Annotated in this window: 25 protein-coding genes; 14 read left to right on the top strand and 11 right to left on the bottom strand. The window is 74.1% G+C overall.

All coding sequences use genetic code 11. The annotated features are described in order from the left end of the window. Positions 1–82 precede the first annotated feature (82 nt). Complete coding sequence (locus CXH06_RS07095) at positions 83–1,312, top strand: MFS transporter (protein WP_114854454.1); 1,230 nt, start codon at positions 83–85, stop codon at positions 1,310–1,312. 29 nt (positions 1,313–1,341) lie between these two features. Then, entirely contained in the window at positions 1,342–1,731 is a 390-nt protein-coding gene (locus CXH06_RS07090) for a tautomerase family protein (protein ID WP_114854453.1), read from the top strand. A 7-nt stretch (positions 1,732–1,738) separates the two neighbouring features. Here the strand turns inward: CXH06_RS07090 and CXH06_RS07085 are convergent, their stop codons facing one another. Further along, the gene (locus CXH06_RS07085) at positions 1,739–2,914 is read right to left on the bottom strand and encodes an exo-beta-N-acetylmuramidase NamZ domain-containing protein (protein ID WP_232820244.1); all 1,176 of its coding nucleotides are present in this window, start codon (positions 2,912–2,914) and stop codon (positions 1,739–1,741) included. A gap of 72 nt (positions 2,915–2,986) precedes the next feature. Here CXH06_RS07085 and CXH06_RS07080 point away from each other — a divergent pair, with 72 nt between their 5' ends. Next, the gene (locus tag CXH06_RS07080; protein ID WP_114854451.1) at positions 2,987–3,937 is read left to right on the top strand and encodes a formylglycine-generating enzyme family protein; all 951 of its coding nucleotides are present in this window, start codon (positions 2,987–2,989) and stop codon (positions 3,935–3,937) included. Between the two features lie 3 nt (positions 3,938–3,940). Here CXH06_RS07080 and CXH06_RS07075 read toward each other — a convergent pair whose 3' ends face one another. The 3 genes from CXH06_RS07075 to CXH06_RS07065 form a co-directional block, all read right to left on the bottom strand. After that, positions 3,941–5,227 (bottom strand): alpha/beta fold hydrolase, encoded by a 1,287-nt coding sequence (locus tag CXH06_RS07075; RefSeq protein ID WP_114854450.1) that lies wholly within the window; start codon positions 5,225–5,227, stop codon positions 3,941–3,943. 4 nt (positions 5,228–5,231) lie between these two features. Then, positions 5,232–6,284, bottom strand: a complete 1,053-nt coding sequence (locus tag CXH06_RS07070) for a LacI family DNA-binding transcriptional regulator (protein WP_114854449.1) — start codon at positions 6,282–6,284, stop codon at positions 5,232–5,234. 138 nt (positions 6,285–6,422) lie between these two features. Next, entirely contained in the window at positions 6,423–7,172 is a 750-nt protein-coding gene (locus tag CXH06_RS07065; RefSeq protein WP_114854448.1) for a GAP family protein, read from the bottom strand. Between the two features lie 101 nt (positions 7,173–7,273). On the opposite strand from CXH06_RS07065, the gene CXH06_RS07060 reads away from it, so the two are divergent. Both CXH06_RS07060 and CXH06_RS07055 read left to right on the top strand, forming a co-directional pair. After that, positions 7,274–8,509: a sensor histidine kinase gene (locus CXH06_RS07060; protein ID WP_114854447.1), complete on the top strand. Its 1,236-nt coding sequence runs from the start codon at positions 7,274–7,276 to the stop codon at positions 8,507–8,509. Then, on the top strand, positions 8,506–9,195 hold the full coding sequence (locus CXH06_RS07055; protein ID WP_114854446.1) for a response regulator transcription factor: 690 nt from the start codon (positions 8,506–8,508) through the stop codon (positions 9,193–9,195). Before CXH06_RS07060 ends, CXH06_RS07055 begins: the two co-directional genes overlap by 4 nt. 21 nt (positions 9,196–9,216) lie before the next feature. Here the strand turns inward: CXH06_RS07055 and CXH06_RS07050 are convergent, their stop codons facing one another. Then, positions 9,217–10,782, bottom strand: coding sequence for an HNH endonuclease (locus tag CXH06_RS07050; RefSeq protein WP_114854445.1), 1,566 nt, complete (start codon positions 10,780–10,782; stop codon positions 9,217–9,219). 365 nt (positions 10,783–11,147) lie between these two features. Between CXH06_RS07050 and CXH06_RS07045 the strand changes: the two genes are divergently transcribed. Next, positions 11,148–11,717 (top strand): GNAT family N-acetyltransferase, encoded by a 570-nt coding sequence (locus CXH06_RS07045; RefSeq protein ID WP_198684036.1) that lies wholly within the window; start codon positions 11,148–11,150, stop codon positions 11,715–11,717. Here CXH06_RS07045 and CXH06_RS07040 read toward each other — a convergent pair. Together CXH06_RS07040 and CXH06_RS07035 are read right to left on the bottom strand one after the other, a co-directional pair. After that, positions 11,707–11,922, bottom strand: a complete 216-nt coding sequence (locus CXH06_RS07040; RefSeq protein ID WP_114854444.1) for a hypothetical protein — start codon at positions 11,920–11,922, stop codon at positions 11,707–11,709. The two genes, CXH06_RS07045 and CXH06_RS07040, sit on opposite strands and share 11 nt — an antisense overlap. Before the next feature lie 15 nt (positions 11,923–11,937). Next, positions 11,938–12,357: a hypothetical protein gene (locus tag CXH06_RS07035; protein WP_114854443.1), complete on the bottom strand. Its 420-nt coding sequence runs from the start codon at positions 12,355–12,357 to the stop codon at positions 11,938–11,940. Between the two features lie 155 nt (positions 12,358–12,512). Between CXH06_RS07035 and CXH06_RS07030 the strand changes: the two genes are divergently transcribed. The 5 genes from CXH06_RS07030 to CXH06_RS07010 all read left to right on the top strand — a co-directional run bounded on the left by CXH06_RS07030 (position 12,513) and on the right by CXH06_RS07010 (position 17,728). After that, positions 12,513–13,700: a sensor histidine kinase gene (locus CXH06_RS07030; protein ID WP_114854442.1), complete on the top strand. Its 1,188-nt coding sequence runs from the start codon at positions 12,513–12,515 to the stop codon at positions 13,698–13,700. Continuing rightward, positions 13,697–14,377, top strand: a complete 681-nt coding sequence (locus tag CXH06_RS07025) for a response regulator transcription factor (RefSeq protein WP_114854441.1) — start codon at positions 13,697–13,699, stop codon at positions 14,375–14,377. Before CXH06_RS07030 ends, CXH06_RS07025 begins: the two co-directional genes overlap by 4 nt. 185 nt (positions 14,378–14,562) lie before the next feature. Beyond that, positions 14,563–16,152 carry an MDR family MFS transporter gene (locus tag CXH06_RS07020; protein ID WP_114854440.1) on the top strand — a complete coding sequence of 530 codons (1,590 nt, stop codon included), beginning with the start codon at positions 14,563–14,565 and terminating at the stop codon, positions 16,150–16,152. Positions 16,153–16,161: 9 nt separating this feature from the next. Next, a complete protein-coding gene (locus CXH06_RS07015) occupies positions 16,162–16,935 on the top strand; it encodes an aminoglycoside 3'-phosphotransferase (RefSeq protein WP_114854439.1) in 774 nt (257 codons plus the stop codon). Positions 16,936–16,957: 22 nt separating this feature from the next. Further along, positions 16,958–17,728 carry an SDR family NAD(P)-dependent oxidoreductase gene (locus CXH06_RS07010; protein WP_114854438.1) on the top strand — a complete coding sequence of 257 codons (771 nt, stop codon included), beginning with the start codon at positions 16,958–16,960 and terminating at the stop codon, positions 17,726–17,728. Positions 17,729–17,732: 4 nt separating this feature from the next. Here CXH06_RS07010 and CXH06_RS07005 read toward each other — a convergent pair whose 3' ends face one another. From CXH06_RS07005 to CXH06_RS06995, 3 genes are read right to left on the bottom strand one after another with little or no spacing between them, the layout of a single operon-like run. Next, positions 17,733–18,704, bottom strand: coding sequence for an ArsA family ATPase (locus tag CXH06_RS07005; RefSeq protein ID WP_114854437.1), 972 nt, complete (start codon positions 18,702–18,704; stop codon positions 17,733–17,735). Next, a complete protein-coding gene (locus CXH06_RS07000) occupies positions 18,695–18,958 on the bottom strand; it encodes a cory-CC-star protein (RefSeq protein ID WP_114854436.1) in 264 nt (87 codons plus the stop codon). The genes CXH06_RS07005 and CXH06_RS07000 overlap by 10 nt, the downstream gene beginning before the upstream one ends. Continuing rightward, a complete protein-coding gene (locus CXH06_RS06995) occupies positions 18,955–20,640 on the bottom strand; it encodes a carbon starvation protein A (protein ID WP_114854435.1) in 1,686 nt (561 codons plus the stop codon). Before CXH06_RS06995 ends, CXH06_RS07000 begins: the two co-directional genes overlap by 4 nt. Positions 20,641–20,829: 189 nt before the next feature. On the opposite strand from CXH06_RS06995, the gene CXH06_RS06990 reads away from it, so the two are divergent. The 3 genes from CXH06_RS06990 to CXH06_RS06980 are packed head-to-tail and all read left to right on the top strand — an operon-like array spanning position 20,830 to position 22,879. Then, positions 20,830–21,393 (top strand): TetR/AcrR family transcriptional regulator, encoded by a 564-nt coding sequence (locus tag CXH06_RS06990; protein ID WP_232820243.1) that lies wholly within the window; start codon positions 20,830–20,832, stop codon positions 21,391–21,393. Further along, positions 21,390–22,124 carry an ABC transporter ATP-binding protein gene (locus CXH06_RS06985; protein WP_114854434.1) on the top strand — a complete coding sequence of 245 codons (735 nt, stop codon included), beginning with the start codon at positions 21,390–21,392 and terminating at the stop codon, positions 22,122–22,124. Before CXH06_RS06990 ends, CXH06_RS06985 begins: the two co-directional genes overlap by 4 nt. Next, positions 22,121–22,879 carry an ABC transporter permease gene (locus tag CXH06_RS06980; protein ID WP_114854433.1) on the top strand — a complete coding sequence of 253 codons (759 nt, stop codon included), beginning with the start codon at positions 22,121–22,123 and terminating at the stop codon, positions 22,877–22,879. The genes CXH06_RS06985 and CXH06_RS06980 overlap by 4 nt, the downstream gene beginning before the upstream one ends. A gap of 8 nt (positions 22,880–22,887) precedes the next feature. Here the strand turns inward: CXH06_RS06980 and CXH06_RS06975 are convergent, their stop codons facing one another. Then, positions 22,888–23,568 carry a DUF5701 family protein gene (locus tag CXH06_RS06975; protein WP_232820242.1) on the bottom strand — a complete coding sequence of 227 codons (681 nt, stop codon included), beginning with the start codon at positions 23,566–23,568 and terminating at the stop codon, positions 22,888–22,890. Between the last annotated feature and the right edge of the window lie 7 nt (positions 23,569–23,575).

Genomic DNA, 23,575 nt, shown 5'->3' with positions numbered 1-23,575 from the left:
CGTGGATGCGCACTATGTTGCGCAGGGGCCCCTCGGGCTCCCACCCGTCCCACTCCCCCGCACGTCCGCGAAGGAGGTCCCCGTGGTCGCCACGAGCCCCGCCCCGTCCCGTCGTCCCTCCGGCGCCCTGCTGCGCTGGTTCGGCTCCTACGGAACCTTCACCGTGCCGCAGGCCGCGGCGCCCATCGCCTTCTCGCTCATCGCGCTGCCGCTGACCGGCGACGCCTCCAGCGGCGCGACGATGATGCTCGCGATGACCGCAGCGCAGGTGATCGGCGCCGTCCCGATCACACGCCTCGGCCAGCGCTTCTCCGCCCTCCCGTACCTGCGCGCGCTGATCGGCCTGCGCACCCTCGCGCTGGTCGCGATCGCCCTGCTGGCCGGGATCGGCGCCCCGTTCCCGCTGGTCGTGGCCGGGGCAGCCCTCGCGGGTGTGGTCAACGGGGCGGCCTACGGGATGCTCCGCGCGAGCCTGAACCAGCTCGTGCCCGCCGCCCGCCTGCCCAGGGCGCTGGGCGTGGCGGCGACGATCAACGAAGTCGTCTTCGTCTCCGCCCCGGTCCTGGCCGCCACGCTGGGCAGCCTCTCCCCCCAGGCCGCGGCCTGGGCGATGGTGGTCCTCGGCGCGGGGCCGATGCTGCTGCTGCCGCGGGCACGGGTCGCCGCAGGGGCCGACGCTCCCGCGCCGCAGCGCGGCCGGCTCCGGCTGAGCCCCTCGATCCTGCTGTGGCTGGTCTGCGGCGGGGCGAGCGCGGCCTCGATCTCCGCGATCGAGATCGGCGCGGTCGCGCTCGCCTCCTCCTTCGGCCTGCCCCCGGCCTGGGGCGTGGTGTTCCCCGTGGCGATCTGCGTGACCTCGGTGCTCGGCGGGATCTGGGTCAGCGTGCACGGGCGGATGCCGCGCCGGCGCACGGTGCTCGCCTGGCTCGCGGTGACCGGGCTCGGCGTGGCCTCGGTGGTGCTGGGCCACTCGGTGGCGGCCACCATCGTCGGCGCGATGCTGGTCGGCGCCGTGCTGGCGCCGCTGGCCACCTACTACTCGCTGATCCTGGACGCCCTGGTGGCGCCCGAGAACCGCGCCGAGGTGTTCGCGCAGCTGCGCACCGCCAACGCGCTGGGCATCATCACCTCGAGCGCCCTGATCTCCGCGGCCTCCGTCGAGGTGGCCCTGCTGGTGGTGATGACGGTGATGGCGATCGTGCTGGTGGTGGTCGGAGGGGTGTTCACGGCCGGCTGGGTGCAGGTCCGACGGCTCCGCGCTGCGCACGAGGACGCCGCCGCACCGCGGGAGCCCGTGGGCCCGCGCCGCTGAGCACGGGGCCGCCCGCCTACAGTGACCCCATGGCACAGGTCCTCGTCTACGGTCACCGCTCGTCCCTCGCGCCGCGTCGCGCGGCGCTGTCGGCCGCGATCCACGGTGCGGTGATGGAAGCGCTCGACTACCCGCCCGAGAAGCGGTTCCACCGCTTCATCCCCCTCGAGGACGAGGACTTCCTCCATCCCCCGGACCGCGGCGAGGACTACACGATCGTCGAGATCTCGCTGTTCGAGGGGCGCACGGAGGCGACCCGCCGCCGCCTCATCCAGGAGCTGTTCGCCCGCCTCGAGAACGAGGTCGGGATCGCGCCGCACAGCGTCGAGATCACCCTCACCGAGACGCCGCGGGCCAATTGGGGCATCCGCGGGCAGAACGCCGCCGACCTGTCGCTGGGGTACCGGGTCGACCGCTGAGCACCGCTCAGTACCGGTGGTGCTGCCGCGCGGTCGCCGCGAAGCGCTCCGCCTCGGGCCGCCAGGCCGCGACGATCTCCTCCGCCCCGGCGCCGTCCTCGAGCATCTGTCGGGTGCAGCGGGTGCCGGAGAGCGCATCGATCCATCGGCCGTCCGACTCCCGCCACCGCACCTCGGGCGACGCATCGCGCAGCGCGGCGAGCACGTGGAGGCCGGTGCGGACGCCCTCCACGGCGGGGACGTCGGTGAGGTGCAGCTGCACTCCCCCGCACAGCGCGTCCCGGTGGTCGCCGGCGGTGGGGGTCGCCCACATCGGCCGGACCAGCACGCCCGGGAGCTGGGCGGCCCGCAGCCGCTCGCAGATCTCGTCGAGATGCGCCTCGGTGAGGAAGGGGGCGCCGAACCACCGGAACGGGAGGGCGGTGCCGCGTCCCTCGGAGACGGTCACCGCCTCGAGCAGGCCGGTGCCGGCGTACAGCACGGCCGTCCCGCGCGTGGGGATGTTCGGACTGGGCGGCACCCAGGGCAGGTCCGCGGGCCAGGGGTCCTCGGGGTCGTAGCCGCTCATCGCGATCACCTCGAGATCCACGGCGCCGCCCAGGAGCTCCTCGCGGAACAGGGCGGCGAGCTCGCCGATGGTCAGGCCGTGGGTCTGCGGGATCGGACGCAGGCCCACGAAGGAGGCGAGCTCGCGCTCGAGCAGGAAACCCTCGGCGCCCCGGCCCAGCGGATTCGGCCGGTCCAGCACCACCACGCGCAGATCGACCTCGGCGGCCGCCTCCAGCACCAGGTACAGCGTCCAGATGTAGGTGAAGAAGCGGGTGCCGATGTCCTGGAGGTCGATCACGAGCACGTCGAGATCGGCCAGCATCGCCGGCGTGGGCTTCTGCGTCGCGCCGTACAGCGAGCGCACGGGCAGACCGGTCCGGGCATCGACGGCGTCGCCGACGGCCGCGCCGGCCGGTGCGGCGCCGCGCACCCCGTGCTCGGGGCCCAGCAGCGCGGTCATCGTGAAGCCGCCCCGGCGCTGGGCGGCCACCAGCAGGTCGACGGTGGAGCGCAGCTGCGCATCGGTGCCGGCGGGATGGGTGAGGAGGCCGACGCGCGCTCCGCGCAGGGTCTCCAGCACCTCGGGGACCAGCAGGTTCTCGATGCCGAGGCGGAATGGTTCTGTCTGGTGCACGGGTGTCACGCTAGCAATCGTCTCCGACTACGGTGAGGGGCGAGACAGCGCACGCACCGCGGAGGAGACACGATGAGCACGGGCACCACGAGCTGCTGCGCCCCCGGCCGGGACGCGGGCGGGGCGGAGGCGCCGGCCGCCGCCCCCGCGGACCGGGACCTCTCCTGGGCCGACACCGCCGCGGAGGTCCGCACCCGCGCCGAGCGCGCCGTGCCGATCGCCGCCGGGGCCTTCCGGATGGGATCGGAGGACCCCGACCGCAACCCCGGCGACGGCGAGGGGCCCGTGCGCACCGTCGAGGTGCCGGCCTTCCGCATCGACGCCGCCTGCGTGACCAACGCCGAGTTCGCGGCCTTCGTCCAGGAGACCGGCTATGTCACCGAGGCCGAGGACTTCGGCTGGTCCTTCGTCTTCGGAGCGCTGCTGGACCCTGCGCTGCGCCGGGCGAGCCGCAAGCCGCCGGGCACGCCGTGGTGGCGGGCGGTCGAGGGGGCACGCTGGGACCGGCCCGAGGGTCCCGGCTCCACCGCCTCCGAGCGCGCGGACCATCCCGTCGTCCACGTCTCCCTGCGCGACGCCGAGGCCTTCGCCGCCTGGTGCGGCATGCGCCTGCCGCGCGAGGCGGAGTGGGAGAAAGCCGCGCGGGGCGGCCTGGACCAGGCCCGCTTCGCCTGGGGCGATGAGCTCACGCCCGGCGGGGAGCACCGCTGCAACATCTGGCAGGGCGGCTTCCCCGTGCGCAACACCCTCGAGGACGGCCACCTGGGCACCGCGCCGGTGCGGTCCTTCCCGCCCAACGGCTACGGGCTCCACGAGGTCGCCGGGAACGTCTGGGAGTGGTGCAGCGATGCCTGGACCACCGGCCGGGCCGAGTCGCTGACCGGGGACGTGCGGGTCATGCGCGGTGGCTCCTACCTGTGCCACGACTCGTACTGCAACCGCTACCGGGTCGCCGCCCGCAGTGCGACCGCCGCCGAGGACGCGAGCGGGAACAAGGGGTTCCGCCTGGCCGTGGACGGCTGAGCCTCAGGCGGCGCGGCGGCCCGCGGCGAGGTCCAGCAGGTGGTCGAGGACCCTCTCGCCGCTCGCCCGAAGACCGTTGTGCTCGTACTCGCTGGTCACCCAGGGGCGCACGCCGGACAGCAGCTCGGCCGTGGCCAGGGACTGCTCGCGCGGGACGTAGGCGTCGTCGAAGTAGACCGCCGCCGCGCCGGGCACCGCGCACCGGCGCAGAGCATCGTCGTCGTACAGCCGGGGCCACTCGTGCTCGGCCAGCAGGTCAGCGGCCTCAGCCCAGGGGGCGAGCTCGGGGTCCTCGCGGAACAGCTCCCGGTGGACGTGCTCACCGCCCAGCAGCGTGGGATCCTCGCGCACCGCCGCGGGCATCGTGCGGTCCGCGGCCCAGCGAGTGGCCGTGCCGTCGGCCCAGCAGGACTCGTGGAGCACGGCATAGAGCGGGTTCCGCCCGCCGAAGGGCAGCGCCGCCGCGAGGTCATGGGCGAGGGCCGGGGAGTCCGGATCCCAGGCCAGCAGGTGGTGGAGCCTCTCCTGTCCCTGCGAGGCCCCCAGCAGGTGGCCCAGCCGGCGCAGCCGCTCCACGCCCACCGCCGCGCCGCCGGGCAGGCGCAGGCGGCCGCTCGCCGCCCGGTCCGCGAGGCGGCGGAAGCGGTCGCGGTCCTCGGGGAAGCGCGCCCAGTACCTCTCGCTGCGGGCGATCATGCCGTGCCAGGTGGTGGTGTAGACCTCGTCCAGCGAGCGGCCCACCGTCGGCAGACCCCCGGTGAACAGGGCCGACGCCACGGAGCCGGGATGCGCGGAGAGATAGCGCAGGGCGGCGAAGCCGCCGAAGGACTGGCCGAGGACGGACCACTGCTCCGCCTCGAGGTGCTCGCGCAGCAGCTCGGCATCGCGGACGATCGCGTCGGCCCGGAAGCGGGTGAGGTGGTGCGCCTGCTGGGCGGGCGCGGCCTCGCGGAGCGTGCGCGCGCCGCCCGCGGCGCCGTCGGGGAGCGGGGTGTCGAGGCCGACGGGGCCCGAGCGCCCGGTGCCGCGCTGGTCGAGCAGCACCACGCGGTGCTCGCGCAGGGCCCGCGGGAGCCAGGCCGGGGAGGTGGCGTCCAGGGGGCGCGGGGCCTCGGAGCCGGGCCCACCCTGGAGGAACAGCAGGAACGGGAGGTCCTCGCCGCCGGGCGCGCTGATCACCCGGGCGAACAGGGTCAGCTCCGGGGAGGCGGGATCGTCGTGGTCCAGCGGGACCGGCAGCGTGATGTCGCTCAGCTGCAGGCCCGGCAGGGTCCAGTCGGTGCGGGCCATCGGGTCAGGACTCCTCGCGGGTGGTGGTGCCGGGGAAGAACTCCCAGTCGAAGGCGTGCAGGGCACCGGGGCGGTCCTCGCGGTCCACGGCGCGGTCGATGATCACCGCGGAGAGCCGCGCGAAGACGTCGTCGACGCCGTAGTAGCTGATCGGACCGAAGTACTCGGCATCGCTGGGGACGTCGCCGATGGCGAGGAACTCGAGATCGTCAGGGACGGAGAGGCCCACCTGGCGGGCGGCCAGCTGCAGCGCGAGCGCCTGGTAGCCGGTGAAGCAGATGACGGCCTCGGGGCGGTCCGGCGAGGACAGCCAGTCCACCCCGGAGAGGTAGGTCTCGCGGCTGCCCTCGGCGGTCAGGCGCACCAGGTGCTCCCCCGTCCCGTCCCCGTGCTCGAGCACGGCGGCGAGGAAGGCCGCGGTGCGGGGATGGGAGAGCGAGCCGCCCCCGCCGGGGCCGCCCCGCAGCGCCGGGGCCAGCAGGTGGACCCGCTCGTGCCGCTCGCGCAGCCGACGATAGGCGCGGCGGATCGCGAGATACGGGGTGGAGGCGACCACGTCGAAGCCCTCGGGCTCGACCGTCGCGCTGAAGGCGACCAGGCCGCTCTGGGTCGAGGCCGCGAGGCGCCGCAGCTTCTGCGGGCCGTCCTCGACGAAGTCGATGCTGGTCAGCAGGGCGGCATCGGCGGAGGCACCGAGCAGGTACTCGAACCAGCGCTCGTCGGCCAGGACCAGCGTGGAGAGATCATGGGCGAGGGCGTCGTCGCGGACCTGCGCGGTCAGCTGCACCCCCCAGGGGTCGGAGAGCGATCCGAGCGCCAGCACGATGCCCCCGCCGCGGCCGGTGCGCATCGCCTGGGCGTGGCGGTTGGGGACGTAGCCGAGGTCCGCCGCGGCTTCGCGCACCTTCGCCTTGGTGGCCTCGGAGCCGGAGGAGCGGGAACCGGCGCGGCCGGAGAGCACGAAGGAGGCGGTGGCCAGGGAGACGCCGGCGGCACGGGCCACATCGGCGAGGGTGACCGCGGAGCGCGGGAGGGGATCGACGGAGTCGCGGGACACGGCGGCAGGTCCTCCTGGTCGGCGGCGCGGGACCTCCGGCGTGCCGTGGGTGGCTCTCCGGGCTCCGGCTCTGGGCTCTGGGCTCTGGCTCCGAGAGCCTACCGGCTGGGCATCACCGCACGGGAGAACGCCGTCACGTCAGGACACCCGACCGTCCGTGAGCCACTCCAGGGCGGGACCCGCGGTGTTGAGCAGGATGATCACGCCGATGATGGCGACGACCCAGGAGAAGGCGCTGCTCGCGTGCTTGACGGCCCAGGTGTGGGCCCGGTCCAGGAGGGAATCGGCCCGTTCGCCGAGGGCCGCGCGGACACCGCTGAGCACAACCGCGGGCGCGACCATGACCGCGCAGTAACCCACGAGGATCAGCGTGCCGCGAGCCAGCCCCACCCCCATCTCCGCGAGGATGCCCATCGCGGCCAGGTACGGGAGCATCGAGACCGCCTCGATCACCCCGGCGGCGAGGGCGAGGCCGACGAGCACCCCCGGCCGGCCGGAGGCGCGCCGTGCCCGGGTCGTCCACTTCCGGGCGGAGGCCTCCGGGTCCCCGCCGCGCTTCGCGACGGCCTTGGGGTCGATGCGGAAGGAGTAGATCACCAGCAGCAGACCGACCACGGCGAGCACGAGCATCACCTGCGGTGCGGCGAGCAGGTGCCCGAAGGACTCCAGCAGCGGCAGCAGGCCGGCCAGCAGCGCCACCCCGAGCAGCAGGTAGAACACACCGATGACCAGCAGGTACAGCAGGGTACGCCCGGCGACGCGCAGCGCGCCGCCCTCCCCCACCACCAGCAGGATCACCGGGATCACGAGCGTGCCCATCGAGGTGGAGTCCACCAGGGCGAGCACGAGGAGGCCCAGCGGGCCGGCGGCGTCCATCAACGAGTCCATGCCACCATCCTCCGGGCAGGCGCCCGCGCGGTCCTCCTCCACCGGGAGGAGATCGGCCGATGGCCCGGGTGAGGCCCACCACCTCCGCGTAACCTCGTGGCATGTCCAGCAGCGTGGTCCCCGACCCGGCACAGCGCCCTCGCATCGGCCGCATGGACGTGCTGACCGCAGGCGGCTACGCCGTGGTCTCGATGGTGCTGGCGCTGTCCGGGGTGAGCAACAACGGCGTCGCCGCCGACGGCCCGCTGTGGGGCCGCGGCGTCTCGGTGGTGCTGCTGCTGCTCGGATGCGCGAGCGTTCTCTGGCGCCGACGCCGCCCGGTGGTCGTGCTCGCCGCGGCCGGCCCCCTGGGCCTCGCGGAGATCATCGGCGGTGGGCAGATCGGCGCCTACTTCCTGCTGTTCGAAGCGCTGTTCTGCCCGGTCATGCACGGCAGCCGGCGCCTGGCGCAGACCACCACGGGCATCGCGATCGCCGTCTGCGCCCTCCTGCTCGCGGGGGCGCTCGTGGCGGGTGTTCCCGGCCCGATGGTGCTGCTGCTCGGGATGCTCGTGGCCCTGGTGGCGATGACCCCGCTGCTGTGGGGCTGGGAGGTGCGTCATCACCGCGAGGCGCGCCGCGCGGCCGAGCAGCTGGTGGGGCTCGAGCACGAGCTCGCCGAGACCCGGGCGGCGCACGCGGTGGAGACCGAGCGGCGCAGCATCGCCCATGACCTGCACGACGTCATCGCCGGGCATCTCAGCGCCGTCTCGCTGCACACCAATCTCGCCTCCTCCCTCGAGGACCCGGCCGCGCGGGACCGCTCGCTGGTCACGGCTCGCGAGTCCGCCCATGCGGCACTGCGCGACCTCCGCTCGATGATCGGGGTCCTGGCCGACGAGGGCGCCGGTGCGCAGCCGGAGGTCACGCTGGACTGGCCCTCGCTGACCGCCCGGCTGCGCGGCCGGGATCCTGCCGCGTCGATCCACATCGATCCGGCGGTCACCGATCCGGCGCAGGTAGACCCCTCGGTGCAGGCCGCGCTGCTGCGGATCGGTGCCGAGTCCGTCACCAACGCGGTGCGGCACGGTGCCGCGCCCATCTCGCTCGAGGTGCGGGTCCAGGAGCGCAGCGTGACCGTGGACCTGTGCAATCGGCGCGCCTCGGAGGACTCCCCCGGCACCGGGGTGGGCCGCGGGGCGATCGCGCACCGGGCGAACGCGGTGGGCGGCTCCGCGGCCTCCGCGCCGGAGGGCGGTTCTGCAGCCGGCACCTGGCGGGTGCACGCCCGGCTGCCCGCCCGTCACCTCGCCGATCCCGGCCTCTCCCCCACCGTCCCCGAGGAGTCCCACTCATGACCAGCTCTGCTTCGCCTCAGGCCGCCACCTCTCCGATCCGGGTGGTGGTCGCGGACGATCATCCGGCGGTCCGCTCGGGACTGGTCGCACTGCTGGATTCCGCGCCGGACATCACGGTGGTCGCTGAGGCGGCCGACGGGGACGCCGCGCTCATCGCCGCCCGCGCCCATCGCCCGGACGTGGTCCTCACCGATGTCCGCATGCCGGGCGCGACCGGTATCGAGATCACTCCACGACTGCGCGAGACCGGTGCGAACGTGCTGGTGATCTCCGGGTTCGACCTCGACGAGTACGTGCTCGGGGCGCTGGCCGCGGGGGCCGACGGGTATCTGGTCAAGACCGAGGACCCGCAGCGGATCCTCGCCGCGGTCCGGGACGTTCATCGGGGTGATGCAGTGCTCTCCGCCGCGGCGACGCGGACCGTCGTGGGGGCGCTGCGGAGCCGGGCTGGCGGTGAGGAGCGGTCGGTGGCGGCAGGCCCTCCTGCCGGCGTGGCACCGAGCTTCACCGGGCGGGAGGAGGACGTGCTCGCGCTGGTCGCCCAGGGATTGTCGAACCAGCAGATCGCGAGCACGCTGTTCGTCGAGGTCACGACCGTGAAGTCCCACCTCTCGCACGCACTGGCGAAGCTGGGGGTGGACTCCCGCGTGCAGGCGGCCCTGTGGTGGCAGCAGCACCGGAGTTGAGCCGGGCGGGGCTCGGGGTGGTCAGGGTGGGTCGTTGCCGGGGGTGTCGTGGTGGTGGCGGGTGGTGCGGCGGTGACGAGCTCGGTTCGTGAACAGGGGCGGGGTGGTGGAGGTGCCTCGGGCGCCGTGGGGGCTGGTCCAACGCCAGGCCGCCGGCGGAGTGGTGCTAGGCGGCGTCTCGTCACTGTTGGTGGTCGCCTCCGACGCCGGGTCTCCAGTGAGGGGTGCGAGGGTCCAGAGGCCGTGTTCTTTGAGGTAGTTGCAGCGGGCACACAGTCCCTGGCCGTTGGCGTAGCTGGTGGCGCCGCCGGCGTGGACGGGGGTGGCGTGGTCGGTGTGTCGGATTCTGGCGTTGCACCAGGGCGTCCGGCAGGTCTCGTCCCGCCAGCGGATCATCCGTGCCAGTCCGGTGGTGAAGGCGCGGGCGTGGGATTCCATCGCGACCAGCTGCCCACTGGACGGGCAGGTGTACAGGCGGCGGAACACCGCCGCGACCTCGCGATCCGGGTGTGTGTCTTCGGGGCGAGGGAGGTGGCCGGGTGGGCGGCCCAGGAGGGTGTCGGTGACGATGTGGGCGGGCAGCGCTCCGTAGCCCTCGAGTTTCGCGCTCTGGCCGTCGTCGCGGTCGAGGAGGGCGGTGTCGGTGATGACGATGCCGACATCCAGACTCGGCCCCGCCCCGTGCTCGGTGGGGTGGAGGACCGCGTCGACGAGGGCGTCGGCCTCCAGGGCGGGCACGGAGTCTTTCGCTCCCGCGGCCCGAGCCGCTTCGGCGCGGGTGTGGAGGGTCTTCATCATGGCGGTGGCCTCGATCGCGCGCAGCACCGCCGATACCCGCGCCATCCCATCGGCCAGAGGCGTCATGGTCACGTGGCGGGCGCGGGCGGCGCGCTCGGCGCGGGCGCGGGAGGTGTCGGGCTCGAGATGCTGGATCAGCTGCTGGACGTCCGAGCGCAACCGTCCACGGCTCTTGCCATGCAGCGCCTCCGGGTGCTCGCCGATCATCCGATCCACCTCCCCGCACGTCTCCGGCGACGCCGCATCGAGTGACCGGGCCACGGTCTGGGCCTGCAGGGTCGTGACGGCCCCGGTCTGGAGGGCGTCGAGCAGCTCCGGCATCGAGCGGACCATCCGCCGCGCCGCGGCCAGGGAGAACGATGACGCGGCCGGGGAGATACGGCGGGCCAGGGCGATTTCCTGCGCCGCGCCCTTCCCCTGCGACCGGGCCGGCACGCCGGCCTCGCGGTCGGTGTGGTGGATCCGCTGCTGGGTCGCGACCTGCCAGCGGGCATCCAAGGCACTCAGCGCGGCGCTGAGGTGGTCGATCCCCGCCACCACCGCCAGGCCCTCCGCGGGACTGTCCGGCGCGGTATCCGGCAACGGGTCACGCACGGAGCTGGTGGTCGTGAACGCCGTGACCACTGCTGCCGTCACCTCTGCCAGCAGCAGTCGTGCCGAGTCGCTGGCCTCCACCCCGGCCAGGCGCTCCGCGACCGCGGTGAGGGCGTCCTGCGGCGCCCCACCACCGGGACGGGGCGCTTCCCCATCACCGGTGCGGCGGCTGTGCGCAGAACGGAACTCATCCATACCCACCACCCTACGAACACCCCCGACAATCGAACAGACAGACGACCATTCTGTGGATAACCAGGGAGTGTGGAGGAACCATCACGGAGCAGCCGGCGAAGCCGGCCGCACCCCGTGCCACGCCTCCACGACCTGCGCGAACAGGAGGTAGATGCTCGAGAACCGCAGCCACCCACCCCCGTCGGACGGCATTTTCCCACCGATCATGGCGGACACGGCTCTCCGACGAGACAGAATCCCCACTGTGGCGCGCCCGGAGAATCCGGTCCTGTGCCACCAGCGCGTCAGGCGTCGCCACGGCGGCATGGACGGCCCCACCCGCTCCCTCACGCCGGACGGAGGCGCTCGTCCGCTACCGTCGAGCCGTGACGATCCCCGTTCGCGATGCGACCGCCGACGACCTGCCGACCGCGGCGCGCACGCTCGCCGCCGCCTTCGAGGACTATCCGTGGACCCGCTGGTCCGTCCCCGCGGCGAACCACATCGGCCGACTCGAGGAGCTGCAGGGGATCTACCTCCGCCACGCCCTCGGATGCGGGCTCGTGCTCGTCGACGACGCGCTGCGGGGCGTCGCGGCGCTGCTCCCGCCCGATGCGCCGGAGCCGAGCGGTGCCGACCAGGAGCGCATCGCGGACCTCCTGGGCGATCGTCTCGATGCCCTCCTCGCGGCCGCGCTCCCCCGGCATCCCGAGGGGTCGTGGGAGCTCGCGACGCTCGGCGTCCGTCCCAACAGCCGAGGCGGTGGCGTGGGCTCCGCGCTGCTCACCGAGGGACTGCGCCGCCTCGACTCCTCGCGCGCCACGGTGTCCCTGGAGACCTCCCGGGAGCGCAACCTCGCCCTCTACGGGCGCCACGGGTTCACGGTGACCGCGACGACGCAGATCCCGGGCGGTCCGGTGGTCCACTCGATGCTCCGCGCTCCGGTCAGCGTCTGAATCGACCGTCCCCGCGCAGGCTCGCCACCAGCGCGATCACCGCGCCGACGATCCCGCACAGCGGCAGCAGCACCGGAAGCACCACCAGGCCCGGCGTCGTCACCTCGCCGCCGTGCACGAACACCCCGGCCAGCAGGTCCTGGAGCACGATCCCGGCGAGCAGCCCGCCCAGCAGACCCAGCAGCGTCATCCCCACGTGTCGCATCGAGCGCACCTCGGCTCAGGAGCTCCGCGGGCCGCGCAGTCGCCGCACGGCGAGCGCGAGCGCCCCGGCGATCAGCCCCCACAGGGCGTTGACCACGAGCATCGGCACGATGGCCAGAGGACGGGCGAGCGGCCCGTCGAGGTAGCCCAGCAGCAGCGGGGAGAGGACCGCGGAGAGCACCATGGCGAGCACGGCATAGGCGAGCCCCGCCAGCACCAGGGTCAGGACCGGGTGCGGGCTGCGACCCGTCCCCACCACCACGACCCATACCAGCGTGATGAGGGCGGTCCATCCCAGCGGCACCGCCGCCGGGAGCTCCGCCCCGAGCTGGTCCGCGACGATGTTGGTGAGGGGGCGGGCCAGGGCGATCAGGGCGAGGCCGAGGATCAGCGGGAGGTTCAGCGGCGGCACGCCGCGGGCATCAGGAGTCATCATGCCGAGAACGCTAGAAGTCCTCCCGTGACCAGCACATCCCCCCGTCGGCGCGGGCGGGGTCGCCGCGAGGCGACCCCGTCGATACGTCACCGGGCGACATCGGCTCGGACCGTGGTCGCACGCGGGACGTCGGGCCCGCCTCCTACTCTGGAGCGGTGACCGCCGCCCCGCCCCGCCGCGCGCCCTGGGTGCGCGATGCCGCCCTCGCCCTCGCGGTGGCGGCGGTGCTCGGCGCGGTGATCACCATCGCGCGCGCGGCCGAGCAGCTGCCCCCGCAGCCCCTCGCCCTCGCGTTCGCCGCCGGGTTCGGGGCGATCCTGCTGCTGCGGCGGCACCGTCCCGTGACCGTGCTCGTGCTCAGCGTGCTCGGCACCTTCGCCTACTACACCCTCCAGCTCCCCACGATCGGGGTGGCGCTGCCGGTGGTGGCGGCGCTGTACTCCGCCGCGGAGCAGGGCCGGCTGCGCTGGGCGATCGGCGCCGGCGGCGTGGTGTTCGCGGTGGCGATGTACTTCCGGGTGCGCGACGACCCGCAGCCGATGGGTCAGCTGCTGGGCACCGACGCGGTGATGAACCTCGGCCTGATCGCCGCGGCGATCGCGCTCGGCGAGGCGGTGCGCTCCCATCAGGTCCGCACCGCCCAGCAGGAGCAGATCACGCGGCTGCTGCAGGAGCAGTCGCGCCGCGAGACCGAGCTGCGGCTGCGCGAGGAGCGGGAGCGGATCTCCCGGGAGCTGCACGACACCGTCGGCCACGCCCTCTCCGTCATCTCCCTGCACGCAGGGGTCGCCGCCGACGCCGCCGGGCACGACGAGGAGGCCGCCACGGCGGCGCTCGAGCAGGTGCGCGGCCAGGCCGCCGACTCGCTCCAGGAGCTGCGCTCGATGGTGCGCCTGCTGCGCACGGAGGACGCCGACGACCAGGACTCCGAGGACGGGCGGCACGTCCGCTCCCTGCTCGAGGTCCCGGACGTCCTCGCCCCCGCCCGCGCCGCGGGGCTCGAGGTCCACGAACATCTCGCCGCCGACCCCGCGGCCCTCTCCCCCGCCGTGGACACCGCCGCATACCGTGTGGTCCAGGAGGCGGTGACCAACGTGCTGCGCCATGCCCAGGCCACACGGCTCGAGGTCACCACCGAGGTCCGCGAGGATCACCTGCACCTCACGGTGGCCGATGACGGCCGCGGCCCCGCGGAGATCAGCACCGGCGGACTGGGTCTGGTGGGGATGGCCGAGCGGGTGCGCCTGCTGGGCGGCACCCTCCGCACGTCCGGCCGCCCGGGCGGCGGGTTCACCGTCGAGGCGAGGCTCCCGGCACAGCTGGGACGAGGAGGACGAGGATGACGAGCACGGACCGACCGACCCTGCGCATCGTGCTGGTGGACGACCAGGAGCTGGTCCGCACGGGACTGCGCGCCCTCGCCGAGCGCGACGGCGACGTCGAGGTGGTCGGCGAGGCGGCCGACGGCGCCTCCGGCGTTCGGCGCGTGCAGGAGCTGCGCCCGGACGTGGTGCTCATGGACATCCGCATGCCGCAGCTCGACGGCATCGCCGCCACCGCCCGCATCGTCGCCGACCCTGCCCTGCGCGACGTGCGCGTCATCGTTCTGACCACCTTCGACGACGACCAGGACATCCTCGGCGCGATCGGCGCCGGCGCCGCCGGATACCTGCTCAAGGACGTCGGCCCCGAGGATCTGCGCGCGGCGATCCGCGTGGTGGCCGCCGGGGAGTCGCTGCTGTCGCCGTCGGTGACCGGCACCGTGCTGGAGCGGCTCGGGGAGCACCTGGGCACGCGGGTCCGGCCCGAGCTGCTCGAGGGGCTGACGCCGCGGGAACGAGAGGTGCTGGCGCTCGTCGGCCGCGGACTGACCAACGACGAGATCGGCGCCGAGCTGTTCCTCTCCCCCGCCACGGCGCGCACCTACGTGAGCCGGCTGCTGGCCACGCTCCATGCCCGCGACCGCTCCCGGCTGGTGGTCATCGCCTACGAGTCCGGGCTGGTCCGGCCCGGCGGGTGACGACGTCCCCGACAATTCATCCGAGCGTCGAAAATCATACAGACAGCCGGCGCCGTGCTCTGCAAGGATGGGTGACTCCGAGCCCCGGCCCCCGGCACCCCGGCGGCGATCTCCTCTGCGGCGCACATCACAGGAGTTCGCCCGGCACTCGGAATCACCACGACCACGAAAGCGTTGCCCCCGTCATGCCTTCTTCCCGCCAGCCCACCGGCGAGTTCCCCGCGGTCGATGCCCCCGGGATCGTCGCCGGCGGCTCCTCCTCCGCCGAGTCCGAGCTCGCCACCCGCGACGGTGCCGATGACCCCCAGACCACCGTCGTCGACGGCCAGGTCCCGGCCGACGTGAAGGTCGTGCCGATCATCGCGGTGCTCGTCGTCTCCGCCTTCGTGATGATCCTCAACGAGACCCTGCTGTCGGTCGCGCTGCCCAGCCTCATGGAGGACCTGTCCATCACGGCGGTCACCGCGCAGTGGCTGTCCACCGGCTTCCTGCTCACCATGGCCGTGGTCATCCCGACCACCGGGTTCCTCATGAAGCGCCTCCCCACGCGCTCGCTGTTCACCCTCGCGATGCTGCTGTTCCTCGGCGGCACCACCGTCGCCGCCGTCGCCCCGACCTTCCCCGTGCTGCTCGGGGCCCGCGTGGTCCAGGCCTCGGGCACCGCGATGGTGCTGCCGCTGCTGATGACCAGCGTCCTCGCGCTCGTGCCGATCGCGCGGCGCGGCTTCGTGATGGGCCTGGTGGGCGTGGTGATCTCCGCCGCGCCGGCGCTCGGCCCGTCGATCTCGGGATTCATCCTCGAGCACTGGGCCTGGCACATGCTGTTCGTGATGATGCTGCCGATCATCGTGGTCGCGCTGATCATCGGCCTGGTGTTCATGCGCAACTACACCGACCCCCAGAAGGTGCGGCTGGACGTCGTCTCCGTCATCCTCTCGGCGATCGGCTTCGGCGGCGTGGTGTACGTGCTGGCCTCGATCAGCGAGGTGGTCGGCGGCGGCGAGCGCCTGGTCCCGCTGATCGTCGCGATCGTGGGCGTGGCCTCCCTCGTGCTGTTCACCCTGCGCCAGCTGCGCATGCGCTCCCGCGGCGCGGAGCCGCTGCTGGACCTGCGCCCCCTCGGCGTGCGCACCTACACCTTCTCCCTGCTCGTGATGCTCCTGGCCTTCGCGACCATGCTCGGCACCGCCGTGGTGATCCCGCTGTACATGACCGGCGCACTGGGGTCCTCCACCCTCACGGTGGGCCTGACCCTGCTGCCCGGCGCGGCGGCCTCCGGCCTGCTGGGCCCCGTGGTCGGCGCCCTGTACGACCGGGTGGGCCCGCGTCCGCTCGTGGTGCCCGGTGCCGCGCTGATGGCCCTGTCCTGCTGGCTCGAGGTGATCCTGCTCGACGAGACCGCCACCCAGGGCCTGATCATCGCCCTGAACATCCCGCTGGGCCTGGGCATGGCCATGGTCATGACCCCGCTGATGGCGCTCTCGCTGGGGTCGCTCCCGCGCGAGCTCTACGGCCACGGCTCCGCCATCCTCAACACGCTGCAGCAGCTCGCGGGCGCCCTGGGCACCGCGGTGTTCATCGCCCTGCTCACGCTGGGCGCCTTCTACGCCGAGCAGTCCGGGACCGGCGCGGCCGTCGCCCAGGCGGACGGCGTCAGCTGGTCCTTCGCCTTCGGAGGTGTGATGACCACGGTCGCGGTCGTGCTCGCTCTGACGCTGCGGTCCACCCCGGCCGTGGACGGCGCCGAGCCCGAGCGCGTCGCCGCGCACCACTGAGGATCGCCGCTGCTCGGCGACGAGGAGGCGTGGCAGGAGGTCGAGGCCGGTGAGTCCTCGGCCCGGGTGCTGGTGCGGGCCGACGGCACCCGCTACGCGAAGCTCGTGCCCGCCGCGGGGATCGGCGACCTGCTCGACGAACGGGACCGCCTGGCCTGGGCGGCGCAGCAGGGCGTCGCCGTCCCCCGCGTCCTGCGCTGGACGCAGAGCGACGAGGGCGCCTGCCTGATCACGAGCGCCGTCCCCGGGATCCCGGCCGACGCCCTCGACCCCGCCCGGGCGCTCGCGGCCTGGCCCGGCATCGTCCGGGCCGCGCGCGCCCTGCACGAGCTGCCGACGGACCGGTGCCCCGCCGACCGCCGGGTCGACCAGCGGATCGCCCAGGCGGCCGACGTGGTGGAGCGCTCCGCCGTGCACCGGGAGTTCCTGCGGCCCGAGCACGTGGACGCCGATCCGCGGGAGCTGCTGGCGGACCTCACCGCCCAGCTGCCGCTCCGCCGCGCGCAGGAGGCCCGGGACCTCGCCGTCTGTCACGGCGATCTGTGCCTGCCCAACATCCTGGTGGACCCCGGGACACTCGCGGTGACGGGCTTCATCGACCTCGGGCGGCTGGGTCGGGCGGATCGGCACAGCGACCTCGCACTCCTGCTGACCAACGCCCAGGACACCTGGCCCGCGCACGCACCCGCCCTCGCCGCCTCCCTCCCGGAGCACTACGGGGCGCCGGTCGATCCGGCACGGATCCGCTTCCACCTGCACCTGGACCCGCTGACCTGGGGGTGAGACGAGCGGCTACTCTCACCCGATGGATGCCTACCTCACCTCCCTGTTCGGCCTCGAGGGGCGCACCGCGCTGGTGACCGGGGGCAGCTCCGGCATCGGCCGCGGGATCGCCGGCGCGCTCGCGGGGGCGGGGGCGCGGGTGCTGATCGCGGCCCGCACGGAGGCCACGCTCGAGGAGGCGGTCGCCCGGATCCGGGCCGACGGGGGTCGGGCCGATCCGATCCGCGCCGATCTCTCCACCCGCGCGGGCGCCCACGCCCTGGCCGCGGCCGCTCAACAGATCGCGGAGGTGGACATCCTCGTCTCCAGCGCGGGGATCAATCTGCGCCCGCCGATGGAGGAGCTCGACGAGCAGGTCTGGGACCGGACCATGACCGTGAACCTGGACGCCCCCTTCCTGCTGGGGCAGCATCTCGCGCCCGCGATGGCCGCGCGCGGGTACGGCCGGCTCATCCACCTCTCGTCCCAGCAGGCGCACCGTCCCTTCGCCGCGAGCGGCGCCTACGGCGTCTCGAAGGCGGCGGTCGAGGGCCTGGCCCGCTCGCAGGCCGAGGCGTGGTCGGGCCGGGGTGTCACCGCCAACGCGCTGATCCCCGGCTTCGTGCCCACGGCGCTGAACCGTCGGCTCGCCGCGGATCCCGAGCGGGTCGAGGCACTCGCGGCGCGGACCCTGGTGGGTCGCAACGGGCTGTCCGAGGACTTCGCGGGCGCCGCGGTGTTCCTCGCGAGCCCGGCCTCCGCCTACGTCACCGGTCAGTCGATCGCGGTGGACGGCGGCTTCTCGGTGCACTGAGCGGTCACAGCAGCTCCGCGAAGCGCTCGAGCGCCGCGGGGCCCACCACGTCCTCCTCCCCCAGCGGCACCTCCTGGCACGGCACCGCGGGCAGCGCCCGGCGCAGGGTGGCCAGGTGCTCGTCCTCGACGGCGCGGCGGCGGGCCAGGAACTCGCCGCGATCGGCGGGCGAGCGTCGGTTGACCACCAGGGCGCCCACGTCCACGCCGGTGCGCTCGAGCTCCTCGTGCAGCGCGATGGTCTCCAGCACCGGCAGCCGCTCGGCGGCCAGCACGATCGCGAAGCTGGTCCGCTCCGCGTCCACCAGCACCTCGCGCAATGCGGCCAGGCGGTCGCGGCGCCGCAGCAGGATCGAGCGGATCTCCTGGTCGCGCTCCTCGAGCGGGTCGCGCGGAGCGGTGGACCCCGCGTCCAGGCCCCGCATCGCCGCGCCGAGCCTCTCGCTCCGCTCCCGGCGGTGCAGCAGCCCGTCGGTCCAGGCGGTCATCACCTCCGGCAGCGCCATCAGGCGGGCGGTGTGCCCGGAGGGCGCGGTGTCGAAGACCACCAGATCGTGGTCACGAAGCCCCGTCTCGACCAGCTCCGTCATCCGTTCGAGCACCGCGGCCTCATGGGTGCCCGGGGAGCGGCGCGAGAGCTCCATGTGCCGCTCCACCTCGCCGGTGAGATGCTCCGGCATGAGGCGCTTGAGGGTCTCGGTCACGTCCTGCAGGTGCCGGTCGGTGGTGGCGTCGGGGTCGATCTCGATGCCGGAGAGCCGGCCCTCGGCGCCGTCGCCCAGCGGCGTGATCCGGTCCCCGACCCGCTGATCCCACAGGTGGCCGAGGTTGTGGGCGGGGTCGGTGGAGACCACCAGGGCGCGCCGGCCCTCCCGGGCGGCGCGCAGCGCCACGGCGGAGGCGACGGTGGTCTTGCCGACGCCGCCCTTGCCGCCCAGGAACAGCACGCGGCGCCGCGCGGCGAGGCTCAGCAGCATCGGAACTCCTCCAGCGGCGAGCGCTCCATCCCCATCCGCCGGTGCCACTCGTGGAAGGAGTCGTAGAGCACCGGCAGCAGCTCCGCGGTGTAGGCCGAGGCGGGGTTGGGGACCCCCAGCATCTCGCTCATCACCAGCATCCGGAACAGATCGTCCTCGTCCCGGCGGGCGCGGGCGAAGGTGCGGCGGTACGGGGCGACGTAGAACTCGTGCAGACCGTCGGCCAGTGCTCGCCAGCGGCGCCGCAGGCTCATCGCTCGGAGGGGACCGGCTCGTCGTGCTCGGGCTCCGCGGTGCGGGCCCGCTGCAGCGCGATCGCGCTCTCGACGATCACCCAGACCGCGGCGACGAGGATGACCACGTCCATGATCAGCAGCAGCCAGTTGCCCTCCCGGTAGAAGCCTCCCAGCTGGATGAGCAGGGCGTACACGCTGACGAAGAGCACGAACAGCAGCGGGATCATGATCGGCAGCACGGGGCGGCGCCTGCGCATGAGCATCACGGCGAGGATCGACAGGGTCAGCCCCGCGAGGATCTGGTTGGTGGTGCCGAACAGCGGCCAGATGATCATGCCGCCGGAGCCGTCGGCCCCGGCGCCGAAGGCGAGCCCCAGGCACACCGCCAGCACGATCACGGTGGCGACCATCGTGCCCACCTTCAGCCCCACGATCTGACCGATCTCCTGGACCACGAAGCGCTGCAGGCGCACCCCGGTGTCCATGGTGGTGGCGGCGAACAGAACCGCCATGGTGGCGAGGATGGTCGCGGACAGGGAGGTGGGGATGCCCAGGCCGGCGTTCAGGATCGCTCCGCCGCCGGTGACGAAGGCCGCCACGCCGCCCTCGTTGAAGGCGGTGTACACGGCCTCCCAGTCGGCCAGGGTCCGGAAGCCGGCGGTGGTGGCGATGATCGCGCCGAGTGCCAGCAGACCCTCGCCCACCGCGCCGAAGTAGCCGACGAATCGGGCGTCGGTCTCCTTGTCCAGCTGCTTCGAGGAGGTGCCGGAGGAGACGATGCCGTGGAAGCCGGAGATGGCGCCGCAGGCGATGGTCACGAACAGCAGCGGCATGAGGCCGGGGGTGCCCTCGGGGACGTTCGCGTTGATCGCGGGGGCGACCACCTCGGGGCGGAACAGCAGCACCGCGCCGTAGAGCAGACCCAGGCCGATGAACAGCTGCAGGCCGTTGATGTAGTCCCTCGGCTGCAGCAGCACCCACACCGGGAGCATCGAGGCGACGCCGGCGTAGACGAACAGCAGCAGGATCCAGAAGGCCTCGGCGGACAGTCCCAGCACGGTCTCCGGCAGCACCACGGGGAAGCGGTCGCCCAGCAGGATCAGCCCGTACAGGGCCACCACGCCCACCACCGAGACCACCGGCAGGTTCCAGCGCAGGCGGTAGATCGCCTGGCCGATGAGCACGGCCACCACCAGTGCCCCGACGACGGGCACCACGGCGGTGGGGGTCGAGACCAGCAGCCCGGAGATCACCACCGCGAAGGCGGCATTGACCATGAGCAGCAGCAGGAAGATGACCACCAGGAACAGGCGGCTGCCGCGCTTGCCGATGTAGCGCTCGGACAGGGTGCCGATGGACTGGCCGCGATGCCGCACCGAGGCCCACAGGGCGCCCAGGTCGTGCATGCCGGCGAAGAAGACGGTGCCGAGGGTGACCCACAGGAAGGCGGGCAGCCAGCCCCAGATCACGGCGACGGCGGGGCCGACGATCGGGGCGGCGCCGGCGACCGAGGTGAAGTGGTGGCCCCACAGGACGAACTTGTTGGTGGGGACGAAGTCGACCCCGTCCTCGAGCTCGTGGGCGGGGGTGCGGAAGGAGGCGTCGAGGCGGTAGACGCGCCGGGCGAGGAACCGGGAGTACAGGAGGTACCCCGCGATCATCAGGGCGACGCCGACGACGGCGAGGAGGAGGGAGTTCACGAGGAAGCCTTCCAGGTCGTGGGTGGGGAACGGTCCACGGCCGCGACCAGGGCCCGCGGGCGGCGGCCGCCGTCCCCTCGCGTCCTCGTCGCGCGCGATAGGACGGCATCCTATACGGCCTGGCCAGCGAACCCCTCCGCCGGCCGCCCGGGGGTACCGCCGCGAGATGTTAGTGAGTAACATCGGGATATGGCGCACCGCCCCCTCCCCACCCACGAGCTCCTGCAGCGCACGGCGCTGCGGATGTTCGCCGCCTCGAGCTACGAGGCGGTCACCGTGGCCGCGATCGCCCGCGAGGCCGGGGTCTCCCACATGACCTTCTTCCGTCACTTCCCCACCAAGGAGTCGGTGGTGGTCGGCGACGTCTTCGACCCGCGGATCGCCGCCGCGGTCGCCGCACAGCCCCCGGAGACCCCGCCCCTGCACCGGGCGGTGCGCGGGCTGCTGGCCGCGATGGAGTCGCCGCAGGCCCGGGAGCATCTGGGATCCGAGGAGTTCCGCACCCGCATCGAGCTCGTGGCGCGCACCCCTGCGCTGCGCTCCGCCGCCCGGGCGGGCGAGCAGGCCACCGAGGACGCGATCGCCCGGGCCCTGGCCACCGCGGCGCCCGGGCCGGGCGAGCGTGCGGCGGCCGGCGCCCTGATGGGAGCGGCCACGGCGCTGCTGCTGGACTGGGCCGCGGGCCCGGGGCAGGAGGGCGCCGCCGGCTTCCTCGCCGCTGGGCTGCGACCCCTGCTGGAGCCCGGGCCATGACCGCCGCGCTCGCGATCCGCGGGGCCCGGCGCAGCCTGCGGGGCACACCCGTGCTGCGCGACCTGACTCTCTCCGTGGCCCCGGGCGAGTGCCGGGCGCTGATCGGCATGAACGGCGCCGGCAAGACCACCGCGCTGCGCGCCGTGCTCGGGATGCTGCGGCTCGAGGCGGGCTCCGTGCGGGTGCTCGGCCACGAGGCGCGTTCCGCCGATCGCCGGTTCTGGGCACAGGTGGGCCACCTGGTCGAGACCCCTTTCTGCTATCCCGAGCTCACCGCCCGCGAGAACATCCGCTCCGCCGCCGCCCTGCACGGCGCCCCGGCCCGCGAGGCCGCGGCCCGCGGCGAGCATCTCGCCGCGGTGCTGGGCCTCGAGGACCGGCTCGAGGTCCCCGCGCGCCGGCTGTCCCTGGGCGGCCGCCAGAAGGTGGGGCTGATCGCGGCGCTCGCCCATCGGCCGCGCCTGGTGCTGCTCGACGAGCCGACGAACGCCCTGGACCCCTTCGCGGTGCTCGCGCTGCGGGGTCTGCTGGCCGAGCTCACCGCCGACGGGGTCGCCGTGCTGGTCACCAGTCATCATCTCGACGAGGTCGCTCGCTGCGCCTCCCGTGCCGACGTCCTGCACGGCGGCCGGGTCGTGGGCTCCCTGCCGATGGAGGGGACCGACCTCGAGCGGGCGTTCTTCGAGGTGGTGCTCGCGGCGGAGCGGGCCGCGCCGGGAGGACCGTCATGAGAGCCGGCGTGGCGCATCGCCTCGAGGTCGCGAAGCTGGCCCGCTCCGGTGTCACGCGGACGGCGACGCTCGCCTGCCTGGTGCTGGTCGCGCTGACCACGGTGGGCGGTGCCGCTGCCGCGGGCGGGGCACCGGGCACGCCGATGGGGCAGCAGGCCGCCTCGCTCATCGCCGCCCCGGGCTGGGCCGGCTATGTGGGACTCGCGGCGCTGAGCGTGGGGATCACCGCGCTCCTGGCCACCGGCATCGTCCTGGCCTGGACGGTCGGCCGGGAGTTCACCGACGGCACGATCGTGGGCCTGCTGGCGATCCCGGCCCGGCCGGAGCAGGTGCTCGGTGCGAAGATCGGCGCGGTGCTGGGGTGGGCGGCGCTGCTCTCCGGGGCCGATGCGCTGCTGGTGGCCGCGGGCGGCGTGGCGCTCGGCCTGCCGCTCGCCGGGGCACCGGCCGCGGCGGCGACGGTCGCAGCGGTGGGGATCGCTCTGGCCGCGAGCGCGCTGCCGGTGGCGTGGGCGGCCACCGCGGGCCGCGGCTATCTGGCGGGGATCGGCGCGACCCTCGGCCTGGTGGTGGTGAGCAACGTCGGCGCCGGCTTCGGGCTGGGGGCGGTGATCCCCTGGGCGGTCCCCGTGCTGTGGGCGACGCCGGGCTCCGGCATCGGCCCGGCGCCGCTCGCCCTGCCGGTCGCGGTCGCGGTGGTGGGAGCGCTCGCGGCCCGCCGGGCCTGGGCCCGCCTCGAGCTGGGCGCCGCGTAGGGGTCGGCTCAGAGCGCGACGCGGTCCGCGGCGGAGGCGATGCCCAGCCAGGTGTGGCGGTTGTTCCACCAGCACCAGCCCAGCTTCGGGGCCCCCTTGCGCTTCCGCCCGTCACGGCCGGTGCCGCCGGAGATCCACAGCGCCGGCGTGCGGGCGTCGTAGCGGCCGTCCGGCTTCTGCCGGCGCGATGCCACCGTCATGAAGCAGCGGCCCGGCTCGAGCGCCTCGGGCTGCTGGAGCACCCAGAGCAGGCCCTCGGTGAGCAGCAGCGGGGTGCGGTCGCGGGCGGTGAATTCCGCCACCGCCTCGGCCGGGGACCAGTTGCGCAGGCCGTCGCCGCGGTCGAGGCCCCGGACCAGGTAGAGCGCCTCCCCGCCCAGCTCCACGCCCGTCGGCGCGAAGCGGTCGACGTCGGTCATGTCCTCGACCACGAAGCCCGGCCGGTCCCCGCGCCGCATCAGCGGGGCGAGAGCGGAGGGCGGAGCGAGGGACCGGTCCAGGGCGAGCAGGGCGTCGGTCCGCTCGCTCCCCCACTGCTCCGCGGCGCGATGCAGCGCGGACTCCGGGAGACCGGCGAGGGTGTGCACGTCGAGGTCGACGAGACGCCGGGCCTGTGCGGCGAGGGTGGGCAGGACGGCGGGGGCAGCGGTGATGGGGGCTCCTCGGGGCGGGGCGGGGGCAGCTGTCAACGCCGCC

It is taken from the genome of Brachybacterium sp. YJGR34, assembly GCF_003347015.1.
Lineage (GTDB): Bacteria > Actinomycetota > Actinomycetes > Actinomycetales > Dermabacteraceae > Brachybacterium.
This window is presented reverse-complemented; position numbering and strand designations above follow the sequence as displayed.

Excerpts from the sequence above, each read along its gene's own strand:
- CXH06_RS07035 (WP_114854443.1), bottom strand. The coding sequence starts at position 12,357 with ATGATGACTCCTGATGCCCGCGGCGTGCCGCCGCTGAACCTCCCGCTG.
- CXH06_RS06985 (WP_114854434.1), top strand. The coding sequence starts at position 21,390 with ATGACCGCCGCGCTCGCGATCCGCGGGGCCCGGCGCAGCCTGCGGGGC.
- CXH06_RS07050 (WP_114854445.1), bottom strand. The coding sequence starts at position 10,782 with ATGGATGAGTTCCGTTCTGCGCACAGCCGCCGCACCGGTGATGGGGAA.
- CXH06_RS07055 (WP_114854446.1), top strand. The coding sequence starts at position 8,506 with ATGACCAGCTCTGCTTCGCCTCAGGCCGCCACCTCTCCGATCCGGGTG.
- CXH06_RS07065 (WP_114854448.1), bottom strand. The coding sequence starts at position 7,172 with ATGGACTCGTTGATGGACGCCGCCGGCCCGCTGGGCCTCCTCGTGCTC.
- CXH06_RS07000 (WP_114854436.1), bottom strand. The coding sequence starts at position 18,958 with ATGAGCCTGCGGCGCCGCTGGCGAGCACTGGCCGACGGTCTGCACGAG.
- CXH06_RS07075 (WP_114854450.1), bottom strand. The coding sequence starts at position 5,227 with ATGGCCCGCACCGACTGGACCCTGCCGGGCCTGCAGCTGAGCGACATC.
- CXH06_RS07060 (WP_114854447.1), top strand. The coding sequence starts at position 7,274 with ATGTCCAGCAGCGTGGTCCCCGACCCGGCACAGCGCCCTCGCATCGGC.
- CXH06_RS07025 (WP_114854441.1), top strand. The coding sequence starts at position 13,697 with ATGACGAGCACGGACCGACCGACCCTGCGCATCGTGCTGGTGGACGAC.
- CXH06_RS07040 (WP_114854444.1), bottom strand. The coding sequence starts at position 11,922 with ATGCGACACGTGGGGATGACGCTGCTGGGTCTGCTGGGCGGGCTGCTC.
- CXH06_RS07080 (WP_114854451.1), top strand. The coding sequence starts at position 2,987 with ATGAGCACGGGCACCACGAGCTGCTGCGCCCCCGGCCGGGACGCGGGC.
- CXH06_RS07020 (WP_114854440.1), top strand. The coding sequence starts at position 14,563 with ATGCCTTCTTCCCGCCAGCCCACCGGCGAGTTCCCCGCGGTCGATGCC.
- CXH06_RS07005 (WP_114854437.1), bottom strand. The coding sequence starts at position 18,704 with ATGCTGCTGAGCCTCGCCGCGCGGCGCCGCGTGCTGTTCCTGGGCGGC.
- CXH06_RS06980 (WP_114854433.1), top strand. The coding sequence starts at position 22,121 with ATGAGAGCCGGCGTGGCGCATCGCCTCGAGGTCGCGAAGCTGGCCCGC.
- CXH06_RS06990 (WP_232820243.1), top strand. The coding sequence starts at position 20,830 with ATGGCGCACCGCCCCCTCCCCACCCACGAGCTCCTGCAGCGCACGGCG.
- CXH06_RS07010 (WP_114854438.1), top strand. The coding sequence starts at position 16,958 with ATGGATGCCTACCTCACCTCCCTGTTCGGCCTCGAGGGGCGCACCGCG.
- CXH06_RS07090 (WP_114854453.1), top strand. The coding sequence starts at position 1,342 with ATGGCACAGGTCCTCGTCTACGGTCACCGCTCGTCCCTCGCGCCGCGT.